This is a genomic window from Nocardia aurea (genome assembly GCF_003123685.1).
GTDB classification, from domain to species: Bacteria; Actinomycetota; Actinomycetes; order Mycobacteriales; family Mycobacteriaceae; genus Nocardia; species Nocardia aurea.
Genome location: NZ_QCYJ01000116.1, coordinates 139790 through 154607, shown reverse-complemented (window position 1 = coordinate 154607; position 14818 = coordinate 139790). Strand labels below are relative to the sequence as shown.

General features: G+C 68.2%; 12 protein-coding genes. 7 read left to right on the top strand and 5 right to left on the bottom strand.

The genetic code is table 11. From position 1 onward, the window contains the following. Positions 1–101: 101 nt before the first annotated feature. Together DAT37_RS28165 and DAT37_RS28160 are read left to right on the top strand one after the other, a co-directional pair. Positions 102–2531, top strand: a complete 2430-nt coding sequence (locus DAT37_RS28165; protein WP_157978742.1) for a PPE domain-containing protein — start codon at positions 102–104, stop codon at positions 2529–2531. After that, the gene (locus tag DAT37_RS28160) at positions 2531–3265 is read left to right on the top strand and encodes an ESX secretion-associated protein EspG (RefSeq protein WP_109527898.1); all 735 of its coding nucleotides are present in this window, start codon (positions 2531–2533) and stop codon (positions 3263–3265) included. Before DAT37_RS28165 ends, DAT37_RS28160 begins: the two co-directional genes overlap by 1 nt. Positions 3266–3337: 72 nt before the next feature. Here the strand turns inward: DAT37_RS28160 and glyA are convergent, their stop codons facing one another. Together glyA and DAT37_RS28150 are read right to left on the bottom strand one after the other, a co-directional pair. Beyond that, a complete protein-coding gene (gene glyA, locus DAT37_RS28155; protein WP_109527897.1) occupies positions 3338–4633 on the bottom strand; it encodes a serine hydroxymethyltransferase in 1296 nt (431 codons plus the stop codon). Beyond that, positions 4630–5208: a TetR/AcrR family transcriptional regulator gene (locus DAT37_RS28150; protein WP_109527896.1), complete on the bottom strand. Its 579-nt coding sequence runs from the start codon at positions 5206–5208 to the stop codon at positions 4630–4632. Before DAT37_RS28150 ends, glyA begins: the two co-directional genes overlap by 4 nt. 120 nt (positions 5209–5328) lie before the next feature. On the opposite strand from DAT37_RS28150, the gene DAT37_RS28145 reads away from it, so the two are divergent. Together DAT37_RS28145 and DAT37_RS28140 are read left to right on the top strand one after the other, a co-directional pair. Beyond that, complete coding sequence (locus DAT37_RS28145) at positions 5329–5778, top strand: PaaI family thioesterase (protein ID WP_109527895.1); 450 nt, start codon at positions 5329–5331, stop codon at positions 5776–5778. A gap of 19 nt (positions 5779–5797) precedes the next feature. Then, on the top strand, positions 5798–6238 hold the full coding sequence (locus DAT37_RS28140; protein WP_109527894.1) for a nitroreductase family deazaflavin-dependent oxidoreductase: 441 nt from the start codon (positions 5798–5800) through the stop codon (positions 6236–6238). A gap of 274 nt (positions 6239–6512) precedes the next feature. On the opposite strand, the gene DAT37_RS28135 is transcribed toward DAT37_RS28140, so the two are convergent. Then, a complete protein-coding gene (locus DAT37_RS28135) occupies positions 6513–7709 on the bottom strand; it encodes a DUF885 domain-containing protein (protein ID WP_109527893.1) in 1197 nt (398 codons plus the stop codon). A 180-nt stretch (positions 7710–7889) separates the two neighbouring features. Here DAT37_RS28135 and coaA point away from each other — a divergent pair, with 180 nt between their 5' ends. Further along, positions 7890–8822, top strand: a complete 933-nt coding sequence (coaA, locus tag DAT37_RS28130; protein ID WP_109527892.1) for a type I pantothenate kinase — start codon at positions 7890–7892, stop codon at positions 8820–8822. A gap of 56 nt (positions 8823–8878) precedes the next feature. Here the strand turns inward: coaA and DAT37_RS28125 are convergent, their stop codons facing one another. Beyond that, positions 8879–9697 carry an isoprenyl transferase gene (locus tag DAT37_RS28125; protein WP_109527891.1) on the bottom strand — a complete coding sequence of 273 codons (819 nt, stop codon included), beginning with the start codon at positions 9695–9697 and terminating at the stop codon, positions 8879–8881. A 170-nt stretch (positions 9698–9867) separates the two neighbouring features. Between DAT37_RS28125 and trhA the strand changes: the two genes are divergently transcribed. Further along, positions 9868–10491 carry a PAQR family membrane homeostasis protein TrhA gene (trhA, locus tag DAT37_RS28120; RefSeq protein WP_109527962.1) on the top strand — a complete coding sequence of 208 codons (624 nt, stop codon included), beginning with the start codon at positions 9868–9870 and terminating at the stop codon, positions 10489–10491. A 261-nt stretch (positions 10492–10752) separates the two neighbouring features. Beyond that, positions 10753–12354, top strand: a complete 1602-nt coding sequence (locus tag DAT37_RS28115) for an adenylate/guanylate cyclase domain-containing protein (protein WP_109527890.1) — start codon at positions 10753–10755, stop codon at positions 12352–12354. Positions 12355–12662: 308 nt separating this feature from the next. Here the strand turns inward: DAT37_RS28115 and DAT37_RS28110 are convergent, their stop codons facing one another. Further along, positions 12663–14702, bottom strand: coding sequence for a thioredoxin domain-containing protein (locus DAT37_RS28110; protein WP_109527889.1), 2040 nt, complete (start codon positions 14700–14702; stop codon positions 12663–12665). Between the last annotated feature and the right edge of the window lie 116 nt (positions 14703–14818).

Below are 14818 nucleotides of genomic sequence, written 5' to 3'. Positions count from 1 at the left end.
CGATTCCGCCGCGCGGGCGGATCAACAGTGTTTCGATGGAACCGAGTCGGGTGCGGGTGCGTCTATATCGTCAGACCGCATCGACGGAAGGGACAACCGCCATGAGACCGATCGACGGCCGGGCGATCACGAATCCCGAGAACGCACAGAGCTTTTCCCACGCCGAGATCAAACAGGCCGCCGACCGGATGGACCCGGACGGCCTGGTCGGGGCGGTGGACGCCTGGACGACCATCGCCGCGACGGTGACCAGGGCGGCACAACAGTTCGAATCGGCCGCGGGAAAAGCGGTGGACCAGCGGTGGGAGGGCGCGGCCGCCGACGCGGCCGTCGGCGGACTGCGCCGGTACGTCGCCCGGCTCGGCGAATTCGGCGAAGCGCTGCGGCAGCAGACGATTCCGCTCGAGGCAGCGGGAAACGCGGCGGCTCGGTTCAAAGCCGCGATTCCCGCAGTAGGTGACAGCTCGGGTGGTTCCACCGCTCCCGAGGCGCGCAATGCCGGCGAGGAACAGGCCCGCGACGACATGGTCGCCTACTACATCCAGCCCTACGGCGCCGCCGCTCAGGAAATTCCGTCGCTCCCCGCGGTGGTCGATCCGATCGGCGGCGGTATCGGGACCGCGAACGGAGCGTTCGGATCCGGTAGCGGACCGAACGATTCGAGTGGTGGTGCGCCGGGCGACTCCACCGGGACGGGCGGTACCGGTTCACCGGGGCACTCGGGCACGTCCGCAAACAGCGGCGTCGGCGGTCTCGGTGCGACAGGCACGGGCGCGGTCGGTTCGACGGAAAACGGTGGCACGGCGGGCACATCCACCGGTGTCGGTACCACTGGCACGTCGAGCGACTCAGGTCAGCAGAGCGGTTCCGGTGCTGCCGGTACACCAGGTGACTCCGGCGAAGCAGGTGTCCCCGTTGGCTCCAGTGGAGCAAACGCCTCGGGCAACTCGAGCACGTCTGGAATCTCCGCCCTGATGGGTGCACCGGGCGACTCCAGCCCTGCCGGCACTTCGGGCAACTCCGGAACCAACGGCACGCCGGGAATCCCCGGCCTGGCAGGCGCACCGGGCCACTCCAGCACCACGGGCACGTCAGAGATCTCCGGCCTGGCCGGTACACCGGGCGACTCCGGAACATCCGGCAACTCCGGTGCGGCCGACGCACCGGGGAACTTCAGCACCACAGGCACGTCAGAGATCTCCGGCCTGACAGGCACACCGGGCGACTCCGGAACATCGGGCAACTCTGGTGCGGCCGGCGCACCGGGAAACTCCAGCACCACGGGCGGTCCAGGCGAATCCAGTGCTGCCGGTACACAGGGGCACTCGGGCTCGGCGGGCACGCCGGGGGACCCCGGAGGTACCGGTACGCCGGGCGGCGTCGGCACTACGGGGAACGGCGCCGAGCAGGCGAGCGGTGGCTCGGGCAACGGAAGTGCCGGAGGCAACGGCAACGCCGCGACACCGAGCGGTTCCGGCAATACCGGCGCGGCGGGCGGCACCGGCGCAGCGGGTGGCGGAGGCCACGCGGGTACGACGGGCGACACAGGCACGGCAGGCGGCACCGGCGCAGCCGGTGGCGGAGGCCACGCGGGTACGACGGGTGACACGGGGACGACGGGAGGTACCGGCACGGCAGGTGGCGGAGGCCACGCAGGCACCGGTACTGCGGGAGGCACCAACGTCTCGGCGGCATTCGGGGGCGGTGAGGCGGAGACATCGGCGGCGGGTGAGAAGCCGGCCGCGAGCACCTCGACCGGGGGCGCGGCCGCCCAATCGGGTACGTCCGGCACAGCTCCCGGGTCTGGTTCACCGGCGGCTGCGCACACCGCAGCCCCGCAGACCTCGGCACCACCGCAGACGGCAGCACCGGTGCCGCAGGCACCCCAGTCCGCCGCGCCGATTGCGGCGGCGCCTCAGACGGCCGCGCCGGTGAGCGCCGCAGCGCCCTCCGCCACACCGCTGACATCCGCACCACCGACCTCGACTCCGCCGACATACGCACCACCGACCTCGGCGCCACCGACATACGCACCACCGCCTCCGGCAGCGCCGACCTACTCCCCGCAGCCCCTCTCCCCCCAACCGGTCTCGCACACCCCGTTCTCCAGCAGCGTGCCCGGCGTCGGCTCCACCGCCGGTGTGCCGACCTACACGCCGTTCAACCCCGGCACTCCGCAGTTCACGGCGAACGCACCGAGCGAGACCGCACCTGGTGCACCCGGCCGATCGGATACCTCCGCCTCGCACAATCCGAACGCGGCACCGAATTCGGGCGCGCAACCGCGACCCGGTGTTTCGGTTCCCGCCCAACCGGCGGCGCAGTCGGCGCAGCCCGCTGCCCCGGCCGCGCTCCCGGCTCGGCCGGTCGTTCCCGGTGGCGCGGGATACGCGGGCATGATGACTCCGCGCGTCAGGCCGGAGGAGGACGGTGAGCATCGGTCACCGCGGTATCTGCGCAGTGAGGAACACGCCACCGAACTCCTCGGCGAAGTGGAACGGACCGTCCCGCCCGCGATCGGAGCCCAGTGATGTCGCAATGGACGCTGTCCGCCGAACAGTTCGCGGCGGCCTGGTTCGGCACCGGGCTGGATCGGTTGCCGTTCCCGTTCCGATTCACCAGCCGCTTCCCCGGAATGCGCGAATACCAGGAATACCAGGAGCAATTCCGCTCCGAACTGGCCCGCGACGATCACGTTCCCCTGCATCGGGCGTTACGGGTCCTGAGTCATCCGGAGTGGCGCGTGGAACTGTTCGGCGTCGACGATCGGCGCGACGGTGCCGAGATGCGCGGCGTCGCGGGCGCGACCCGGACCGGGGCTGGGGTGATCGCCTTCCAGAATCCGGCGGCCGACGGTGGCAAGGTACGGCTGCGGCGATGTCGCGGTGACCAGCTCGCCGCCGAATTGATCAGGGCGCTGCCCGATCCGCCACCGGGCACCGCGTTGGAGAAGACCTACCTGCTCGATGATCTCGCCACCGATCGCCCGGACCCGTTCGACAACGATCCGGCGCGCGCGGTGCAGGAACGCTATCGCCGCTTCTGGCATCAGCCCTCGACCACACGGGGTACGGCGACGGTGCTGCGCGGCCCACGCAACGGTGACGCGCAGCGCATCGGCCGAATCCGATGGATCGACACCGAGGACGGTCGCTATTGCGAGATACCCGCCAACCGCGCGTTGATGATCCGGCCCGCTACCGGCGCCGACATCACCCGCTACCTGAACGAGACGATCGTCCGAGCACGAGCGAGAACGTCGTAACGCACGGAAACGACAACGCCCGCACGGGTTTCCGTGCGGGCGATCATCGAGCGGGAAGCGAGGGGCGCACGCTCAGCCGAGCAGGCGCCAGTCCTCGAGGCCCTGGTACAGCGGAACCGACTGCGCCAGTTTCGATACCCGCCCGCGCAGGGTCTCGGTATCGGAGCCACCGGCCAACGCGGTACCGATGATGTCGGCGACCTCGGTGAATTCGGCGTCACCGAAACCACGGGTGGCCAGCGCGGCGGTGCCGATACGAAGCCCGGAGGTCACCATCGGCGGGCGCGGGTCGAACGGAACAGCGTTGCGGTTGACCGTGATCCCGACCTCGTGCAGCAGATCCTCGCCCTGCTGACCATCGAGCTGGGAATTGCGCAGATCCACCAACACCAGGTGCACGTCGGTGCCGCCGGTGAGCACACTGATGCCCTTACCCGCCACATCCGCGCCGGTCAGACGCTCGGCCAGGATCTTCGCCCCGGACAGCGTGCGTGCCTGACGGTCCCGGAACTCCTCGCCCGCGGCGATCTTGAACGCCACGGCCTTGGCCGCGATCGCGTGCATGAGCGGGCCGCCCTGCTGACCCGGGAACACCGAGCTGTTGAGCTTCTTGGCGAATTCCTGCTTGGCCAGGATCAGACCCGAACGCGGACCGCCCAGGGTCTTGTGCACCGTCGAGGACACCACGTCGGCGTACGGGACGGGCGAGGGATGCAGACCCGCGGCGACCAGCCCGGCGAAATGCGCCATGTCGACCCACAGGTACGCGCCGACCTCGTCGGCGATCTCGCGGAACGCCGCGAAATCCTGGTGCCGCGGATACGCCGACCACCCCGCCACGATCACCTTCGGACGCGCTTCGAGGGCGATCTTGCGCACCTCGTCCATGTCGACGCGGTGATCTTCCTTGCTCACCCCGTAGGAATGGACCTCGTAGAGCTTGCCGGAGAAGTTCAACCGCATGCCGTGGGTCAGGTGACCACCGTGCGCCAAGTCCAGACCGAGCAGCTTCTCACCCGGGTTCATCAACGCCATCAGCACCGCGGCGTTGGCCTGGGCACCCGAATGCGGCTGCACGTTGGCGAAATCGGCGCCGAACAACTCCTTGGCACGATCGCGGGCCAGGGTCTCCACCACGTCGACGTGCTCGCAGCCGCCGTAGTAGCGCCGACCGGGGTAACCCTCGGCGTACTTGTTGGTCAGGACGCTGCCCTGGGCCTGGAGCACCGCACGCGGCACGAAATTCTCCGAAGCGATCATTTCCAGGGTGTCACGCTCGCGCGCGAGTTCACCCGCCATCGCGGCGGCGAGCTCCGGATCGAGCTCACCGAGAGACTGGGTATTGACAGAGGCGGTCGTCTGCGTCACGGCCTCAGTGTATGGGCCGCGCGTGGCGCTTCGAGCATGGGCCCGATATTGACCAGCACGTCATCGAGCGGTCGGGTGGATTTCATGGCTCGGGACTGGACGATCGCCCCTTCCAGGGCGCTGATCACGAATCCGGCGAGCGAATCGGCGCGCTCCCCCGGCACGCCCGCCCCGGTCAGCGCGACAGCCAGTCGCGCGGTCCAGTCCGCGAATGCCGCGCCCGCCGCGGCCTGCACATCCGGCTCGGATTCGGCGAGCGCAGCGCCGACGACCGGGCAGCCCGCGGAATAGCCGCTGGATTCCAGCGCCCGTTTCCACCAGTCGACGAGCGCCGCGAGCCACTGGCGCGGCGTTCCCGTCGCGGTGACCTTGTCGATGACGGTGGCCATACGCTCTCCCGCGACCTTCGTCGCCGCCTCGACCAGTTCGCCCTTCCCCGAGGGGAAGTGCTGATACAGCGAATTGCGCGAGGTCCTGCTGCGGTCGAGCAGCGCGGACAGGCCCGCGCCGTGCACACCCTGTTCGCGCACGAGTTCGATCGCGCCCTCGATCAGCCGGTCACGCGGCCCAGCCATATCGCCTCCACAGTCGTGTCCATCTCGGTCCCGCCACGCCGACGGCTTGCATGAACCGATCGGTCCATGTTGCAATTATGACAGATATGGACCGATCGGTTCATCGAAAGGACGGGATTGATGACGACCACCGGAATCGACTACTCCGCACTGTCCGGCCTCGACATGCTGCGAACCGCCATGGCGATGGAAGACCGTCCGCCCTACATCGGCGACCTGCTCGGCATGGAAGTCGACGAACTCGAACACGGTCGCGCCGTGTTCGCGCTTCAGACCCGCCCCGATTTCGCCAATCCCCTCGGCACGACCCACGGCGGCATCTGCGCGACCCTGCTGGATTCGGTGATGGGCTGCGCGGTGCACACCACCCTCGACGCGGGCGTCGGCTACACGACACTGGAACTGAAGGTGAACTACATCCGCTCCGCCCCCGTCGACGGCCGCCGCCTCACCGCCACCGGAACCACCATCCACGTGGGGCGGACCACCGCGACCGCCGAGGGGCGCGTCGTCGACGAGCAGGGTCGCCTGGTCGCGCACGGCACCACCACCTGCGTCGTCTTCCGCTGATCCGACGATCGGAAAACCCATGAGCGACACCACGACTCTGCGTAAATTCAAGCGCGAACGATTCATCGGCCGCTACCTCGCCAACCCCGCCGTCCGACTGCTCGACCGGATCGGCGTGCGCTCGGCACTGCTCGCGGAACTGGAGACCACCGGCGCGAAAACCGGCGCGCCCCGCCGCGTCCCGGTCACCGTCTCGATCGACGACGAGGGCGCGTGGGTGATCTGCCAGCACGGGCCGCGCGCGGGCTGGGCACGCAATATCGCCGCCGATCCACGGGTCAGACTGCGCCACGGCGATATCTGGCGCACCGGCACCGCGGCCTTCGTCCCCGACGACGACGTCGTCGCCCGGGCTCGCACCTTCGCGGGCGGCAGATTCAGCAAACCCGCGACGGCGTGGGCGACCAAGGCGCTGGAAACGGATCCGATTTCGGTGCGCATCACCTTCACACCGTCATGACAACCGATCTCATACTGTGACATCTGATGGTCGGGTGCATGTGACATTATCTCCAGTCAGATGGACGGCACTGTCCACCTGACACATCCGAGGAAGACAACATGCTGCTCAATTTCATCGCTGCCTCGCCGATCGAAGCACTGCTGAAGGCGTTGCTCCAGTCCACCTGTTCGTTGTCCGGCGGCGGAGCCGCGTGCGCCAACTGGTAATCCCGGCTACAACCTGAGAAGACTTCACCTACCGGCCCCGCCGCATCGCGACGGGGCCGATTCGTCTACATGGCCCGGACCGCACCCGGAGTGAGCGGTTCGTCGAGCAGGCGCCGGAAGCGATCGGCGCGCTCGTCCGCGTCCCCCGCCCGGTCCAGCCAGCCGCCGAGCAGCCGATAGCCCTCCACGTAGGTGCTGATGTAGGCACGCCACAGCGGCGAGGACAGGAAGCGCAACGACTGGCGCGCGCGATCCGGGGTCAGCATGTTCCACCGTTGCAGGAATTCGGCGACCTCGGTCTCGTCGCGGTGCTGATCGTGCAGCAGCAGCGCGGCGTCCTGGCGCACACCGAGCAGATCCGCCGACGCGGTCGACAGCCGTTCGGCGCGCTCACCGTCGAATCGCAGGCCCAGATCGGCGTAGATCTCCTGCGCCCACCGACCCCAGCCCGGGCCGACTATCGAGCGCAGCGCGAGATCGGCGAGCCCTTCTGCCATCAGGCACTGCGGGGTGTTCACGAGGAACAACGTCTGCTCGGCCTGACCCGCCGCCACCAATCCGGCCTCTTTGCGGCAGTGCTCGGTGTGATGGCCCGGGTAGGCCTCGTGGGCGATCAAGTGCGGCAGATTCGCCATGTGCAGTTTGAGGTCGGAGTTGATCGCGACCTTGGAATGGTAATTGCCGAGGTAGTAGTTGAATCCCGACCACGGCTTGTCGCCGACCACCTCGTAGGTGACGTGTTCGTGGTCGGGCAGCGGGTAGCGCTCGCGCACCAGTTCGCGCAGCGCGCCGGAGAACGCGTCGACGCACGCCTGCAACCGTTCCGGCGGAATCTCGTCGGCCCGGCGATGCGCGGCGACCCGCTCGGGCAACGGACCCTCGCCCGCCAGCACCTCGTCCATCCGCCGGTGCGCGTCGCGGTAGTCGTCGACATCCCCGGGGGCGATCTCGACATCGAAATAGGCGCGTACCTCGTCGACGAATCCGATCGGTTCGTCGGCGAACTTGCGCCCCGAGCATTCCAGCGCCCGCAGATGGACATCGAGGAATTCGGTGCGCTCGGGTGCAAGTCCCGCCTCGGGCAGTGCCGCGCGCAGGTCCGCGGCCCGGCGCGCCAGTTCGCTCGGCTGTGGCGGCGGCGCGTTCTCCACCTCCCTGCGCAGCACCGGATCACCGGTATAGGCGTCGACGAAACCCTCTTCCACGCGATCGAAGGCCAAGCCGAGACGCAGGTACTCGATCACCAGCGGATGCGCATCCATGGTCGCCACATTAGTGGGGAGAACGCCGGGTATCGACTCGGTTACCGACGGGTAGCAAGACCCCGTGTGCCACACATTGTTGATGCGGAGGACAATTCGGCCATGCGGCGAGAGCTAGACCGAATCTCACAGCGTCCATACCCGTTGTGTGGGTGTTTGCGGAAATGGAGCGTCGGGTAAGTGGCACGAATGAGCGAGCCGAGCCCCTATGTGGAATTCGACAGGAAGCAGTGGCGAACGCTGCGCAAATCGACTCCGCTGGTGCTCACCGAGGAAGAACTGATCGGCCTGCGCGGTCTCGGCGAACAGATAGATCTCGAAGAAGTCGCCGAGGTCTACCTTCCCCTCGCTCGACTCATCCACCTGCAGGTGGCGGCACGTCAGCGGCTGTTCGCCGCGACCGCGACCTTCCTCGGGGAAAAGCATCCGGACAAGCAGGTGCCGTTCGTGATCGGCGTCGCGGGCAGTGTCGCGGTCGGAAAATCCACCACGGCCCGTGTTCTCCAGGCATTGCTGGCGCGATGGGATCATCATCCCCGTGTGGATTTGATCACAACCGACGGATTCCTTTATTCCACCGCGGAACTGACCCGACGCGGGATAATGCACCGCAAAGGTTTCCCGGATAGCTACGACCGCCGTAAACTCCTGCGTTTCGTCACCGAGGTGAAATCCGGCGCCGCCGAAGTGTGCGCACCGGTGTATTCACATATCTCCTACGACATCGTGCCGGGCAAGTTGCACTGCGTACGCCAGCCCGACATCCTGATCGTCGAAGGCCTCAATGTGCTGCAAACCGGCCCGCGCCTGATGGTTTCGGATCTGTTCGACTTCTCGATCTACGTCGACGCGCGCATCGAGGATATCGAGAAGTGGTATGTGCAAAGGTTTCTCGCGCTGCGCGCCACCGCCTTCGCCGCCCCGAACGCGCACTTCCACCACTACGCGGGCTTCGACGACGCGCAGGCGACCGCGGCGGCTCAGGAGATCTGGCATTCCACCAACCGTCCGAATCTCGTGGACAACATCCTGCCCACCCGCCCGCGCGCCACTCTCGTCCTGCGCAAGGACGCCGATCACTCCATCAATCGCCTGCGACTGCGCAAACTGTGATCTCCACGCGCACAGCGTGATCCGTATCCGCCGCGCATATTCACCGAAAGCCGGTGTCACACCCCGAATCGGCGGTGCCGCGCGGCGTAATCGCGCAGGGCACGCAGGAAGTCGACGCGGCGGAACTCCGGCCAGTAGGCCTCGGTGAACCAGATCTCGGAATAGGCGCTCTGCCACAGCAGGAAACCGGAGAGCCGCTGCTCGCCGGAGGTGCGGATGACGAGGTCCGGGTCCGGCTGGCCCGAGGTGTAGAGATGCTGGCCGATCGCGTTGACGGTGATCGACTGCACCAGATCCTCGCCGGTCTCGCCCGCCGCCATCTCCAGGCGCATCAGTTTGCGGACCGCGTCGGTGATCTCCTGGCGACCGCCGTAGCCGACGGCGACATTCACGTGCACACCGTCGCGTCCGTCGGTGCGTTCGGCCGCGGTGCGCAGACGTTTGGCGATCAGTTCGGGAAATCCGTCGAGCGTGCCGACGATGCGCACGCTCCAGTTCTGTTCCGGGGCCGACAGTTCCTCGACCACGTCGGTGATGACCTCGAAGAGGGTTTCCAGTTCCTCGGGGTCGCGTTGCAGATTCTCGGTCGAGAGCAGGTAGACGGTGACCATCTCGATGCCCTCGTCGGCACACCAGCCGACGAGTTCGGCGATTTTCAGCGCGCCGACCCGGTGGCCGTGGCTCACATCGGTGAAACCGTTCTCCCGAGCCCAGCGGCGATTGCCATCACACATCACCGCGACGTGCCGGGGGTGCTGTTTGCCGGCCAGCTGCTTGGACAGCCGCGCCTCGTAGATGCGGTAAGGCAGACCACGCACCTGACTCGGAAGCTCCACGGCGTCCAACAGTACGCCCCACGACCCCGAGCCGAGCATCGACCGCGTTTCCCCGGCGCAGTAGCCGAGCGAGCCTAACTTACGGTACCGTAGGTTACTCACGGGTCACCCAGGAGGTAGCTTTGTCCGAATCAGTCGGTGCCGTCGACGCGGCGCCGGTCGGCGCGCATCCGAGTGAACGGCTGGTCGACGCGCTGGTCAAACCGCGGATGCGGGGCTGGATCCACACCTGGGCGGTCGGTATCGCCGCCGTCGCCGTCATCGCCCTCGTCGCGAAGGCCGCCACCATTTCGGCGACCGCGGGCTGGTCGACGCTGATCTACGGCCTCACCGTCTGCGGACTGTTCGGAATCAGCGCGATCTACCACCGGGTGACCTGGAAAACCCCCGGCACCCGCATCCGGATGAAACGCGCCGACCACTCGATGATCTTCCTGTTCATCGCGGGCAGTTACACACCGTTCGCCCTGCTCGGACTGCCCGGCAGCACCGGACGCACCCTGCTGGCCGTGGTGTGGGCGGGAGCGCTCGCCGGTGTCGCGCTCAAACTGCTCTGGCCGACCGCACCGCCGTGGGTCGGGGTACCGCTGTATCTGCTGCTGGGCTGGGCGGTCGTGCCGGTGGCCGGTCGCCTGCACGACCAGGTCGGGCTCGCCCCGCTGATCCTGCTGCTCGTCGGCGGACTCGTCTACAGCGCGGGCGCGATCCTCTACGCCACCAAATGGCCGAATCCCTGGCCCGAGGTCTTCGGACATCACGAGTTCTTCCACGCGGCGACGGTACTGGCGGCACTGTGCCACTACATCGCGATCTGGTTGGTCGTCCTGAGCTGAACCGGGCCGCACCGTGACCGGAATGCTTCGCGACCGCATGCTGCTCGCCCCGAAACGCGCGTCGAAAACGCGAGTGCCGCCGTGGGAGCGCCGGGTCCCCAATACAGTCGGAATCGTGACGCTGGACAACCGAAGGAGTATCGGGAGATCACCTCGTCCCGCCGCGCGGGTGCGGTGCCATCGGTTCGCGCCGCCGCGCGCGGCCTTCACTCACGCCGCCGGACCGGACCGGAGGACACCGCGACGGGATGAGCGCGCGTCGTGATCGCCAAATTCGCGTTCTGGGCGCTCAAAGCCCGCTGGGGGCTGGCGGTCGTGGTGATCGCGGCCAATCTCAGCGGTCTGGCCGTCATCGTCACCGAGTTGTGGCTCAGCGGTTTCCTCGGCAGACTCGGCGCGGACTGGCCGCGCACGATGGCCCTGGTCGGCATCTACCCAGCCATCGGATTCCTCGTCGGCATCGGACTCGCCGTGCGCGATCGCACCGTCTATTTCGCCTGGCTGGACGCCGGACGCAAACCCACCCCCGACGAGGCGCGCCGTCTGCTTCGCCTGCCCATCGCCATCACCGCGCGGGCACTCGCCCTGTGGATTCCCGGGGTGATCATCGCGGCATCGATGTTCACGCATCTCACCGAGAACAACGACATGGGTGTCACCGCCGTGCTGTTCCTGCTCGGTGGTCTGCAATCGGCGGCGGTGACCTTCCTCATCGTCGACCGGCTGATCCGGCCGACCATTCCGGTCGTGGCGGGAGTACTCGGCGCGACGATGCACTGGAGTTCGTCGGTGCTGATCCGGGTGGTCGTCACGTGGGCGGTCTCGGGCGCGATGCCGCTGCTCATGCTGATCGTCGTGCTCGCCGATCCGGTCTCGGGCGCGCCGAACCGCATCCGCACCGCGATCTACCTCGCCGCGGTCGGCATCGGTGTCGGAGCGCTGGCCACCACATTCCTCGCCATCTCCGTCGCCGCGCCGTTGCGGGCGCTGCGGCTGGCACTCGACCGGATCACCCACGGCGAATCGAATGTGCGGGTCTCGGTCGGCAGCACCAGTGAGATCGGGCGGCTCGAACATTCGGTCAACGAACTGTCGGCGAATCTGCTCGAACGCGAACGGATGCGCGACGTCTTCGGCAGGCACGTGGGTGACGAGGTCGCCGAACGCGCCCTGACGCGCGGAATGGACCTCACCGGCGACGTCAGGGTGGTGTCGGCGCTCTTCGTCGACGTCACGGGTTCGGTGGCGCTGTCCACCGGATTGTCGCCGCAGGAATTCGTCGCGAAACTCAATCGGCTGCTCGCCATCGTGGTCGCCGCCACCGAGGAGAACGACGGCCTGGTCAACAAATTCGAGGGCGACGCCGCGCTGTGCGTCTTCGGCGCGCCACTCGCCCTGCGCGACAACGCGACCCCGGCCTTGCGCGCCGCCCGCCGGATCAGGGACGAGGTGATCGCCAGCGGTGAACTCGATATCGGTATCGGCGTCGCGCGCGGACGGGTTTTCGCCGGTGACGTCGGCACCGACACCCGCCTGGAATTCACCGTGATCGGCGACGCCGTCAACGAGGCGGCCAGGCTCACCACCGAAGCCAAGGCGACGCCGAGGCGAATCCTGGTGAGCAACGCGATCATCGAGGCCACCTCCGCGCACGAACGGGCCAAATGGACGCTGTACGACCACATTCAGTTACGCGGCCGCCCCGAACCGACCGCGTGCTGGACCGATTTCGAGCCTTCCGGCCTCGATTCCGCGCCGCTGACAGTGGATCCGGAAGTCACCTCCGTCCCCGAATCCGAGACGCTGAGCCCCGCGGCGGAGGCCCACCGCTCCGTCCCCGATCCGAGTCACGCGGACCGCTGATTGCCGCGATCGGCGGAGCTGACCGCCGAGCACAGGTCCGGATACCCGGAGCGCATGCCGTCGTGCGCCGACCTTCCCCCATTGCTCGCCGGAGAACCGTGCCGATCGCCGAGCACCGATCCCACGTACCACCGTGCGCCGATTACCCCGACTGCTCGCCGGACAAGGAATGTGCCGATCGCCGAGCACAGCTGCCAGGTGCCCGTCACGCACACCTGCGGTGCGCCGACCCCCGACTGCCAGGCGGACGACGAAGGCGCGAAGTCACCGCCTGCCGGACCGAGGTTCCGGAAACCGCGACCTTCCAGTCAGCGCACGAGCGAGGCGCGCAATTCCTCGGCCGTGGTGACCGGGAGATCGCAGACCGTCCCACGGCAGACATAGGCGGCGGCGGTGCCGCCGACAGCGGGGCGGTCGGCGAGCAGCGGAACCGCGTCGGCCGGTGCGGCGACGACGACCGTCCCGCCGGGGGCGGCGATACGTGCCACCGCCGCGAGATCGGTAGCGGTGGAAGTATTTTCAGCCGATTCCGGTACGGCGATCGCGACCTGGAGCGGTCCGCGCAGCGCCGCTTCGGCGACCGTCAGCCACTGCCCGGCCGAGCGGGGCGCGCGGGCGAGGACGACCGCCCCGCGCCGCAGGGTCTCGTCGGCGAGTTCGCGGTAACGCACCGATTCGGCGGGGCCGCTCGCCGCGGCGGCGGTCAGCAATGCCTCGGCGAGTACGGACGCGCCCGCCGGGGTCGCGCCGTCGATGGGGTCGCGCGGGCGGGCGACGAGGGTTTCGGCGTCGTCCGCGGTGTCGTACCAGCTGCCAGGGACGTCCGGGTCGGCGAAATGCTCGATCACCGTGTCGAGGAGCCGTTGCGCCCGATGCAGCCACTCGATCTCGCCGGTCGCCTGATGCGATGCCAGCAGGGCCACGGCCAGCCAGGCGTAATCCTCGAGTATGCCGGGCGCCGCGCCGACGGCGCCGCCGAGCGAGGCGCGGCGCACTCGACCGTCCACCACGTGCTCGGCGACGAGGAACCGCGCGCACCGCAGCGCTGCGTCGACCCAATCCTGTTGCCCCAGAGCGGCACCGGCCTCGATCAGGGCGGTGATCGCGATACCGTTCCACGCGGTGACGACCTTGTCGTCGCGCGCGGGCTGCGGCCTGCCGTCGCGCGCTTTGCGCAACACGGCACTGACCTGTTCGAGGCGGTCGAGATCATCCGGGTCGACGTAGCGGGTGAGCACCGAGGTGCCCTGTTCGAAATTACCGGCCGTGCTCACCCCGAAAACCTCTGCGGCCCATGCACCGTCGAGGGGACCGAGCTCACCGACCAGCTCGGCGGGCGTCCACACGTAGGTGGCGCCCTCGACACCGGGACCGCCCGGTTCGAGATAGGTGTCGGCATCGAGCGCGGACGCGAAACCGCCCTCGGCGGTGCCGAGATCGTCGAGCAGGAATCCCACGGTCTCCCGGGTGATGCGCAGCGGCAGCGACGAACCGCCGCGGCGCGCCAGATGTCCGTAGACGCGTAGCAATTGGGCATTGTCGTAGAGCATCTTCTCGAAATGCGGCACCACCCAGGCCGCGTCGACCGAGTAGCGGGCGAAACCACCGCGCAACTGGTCGTAGATACCGCCGCGCGCCATCGCTTCGGCGGTGCGGTCCACCGCCGCGAACACCTCGGCGTCACCGGTGCGCTCGGCACTGCGCAGCAGCCCCTCCAGCAGCGCCGACGGCGGGAATTTGGGCGCGCCGCCGAAACCCGCGTGCTCGGGGTCCTCGTCGGCCAGCACGGCGCGAACGGCATGATCGAGCAGTTCGTCGGTCACCGCGAACTCGGCGTCGGGCAGACCGCCCGCCTGGGCCCGCAACGCCTCGCTGACCTGCTCGGACGCCTGCCGGACATCGTCGCGGCGGTTGTGCCAGGTGTCGGTGATCGCGGTGAGCAACTGGGCGAACGACGGCATCCCGCCGCGCGGCACCTTCGGATAGTAGGTACCGCAGTAGAAAGGCGCGCCGTCCGCGGTGAGGAAACACGTCATCGGCCAGCCGCCCTGCCCCGTCATAGCGACGGTCGCGTTCATATAGACCGAATCCAGGTCGGGACGTTCCTCGCGATCGACCTTGATACAGACGAAGTTGTCGTTCATCAACGCGGCCGTCGCCTCGTCCTCGAACGACTCGTGCGCCATGACATGGCACCAGTGGCACGAGGCGTACCCGACCGACAGCAGAATCGGCACGTCGCGCTCCGCGGCCTCCGCGAGCGCGTCGGCATCCCACTCCCGCCAGTGCACCGGATTGTCGGCGTGCTGACGGAGGTAGGGGGAGGTGGCGTTACCGAGCCGGTTCATCGTTCCACCGTCTCACAATCGTGGCCGGCGCGCGGCGGCCGGGCGACACGGCGCTCCCACGAAACGGCGCGCTCGACTCTCCCGCGGCGGGAGGGTGCAGGCTCGACGGCACCCCC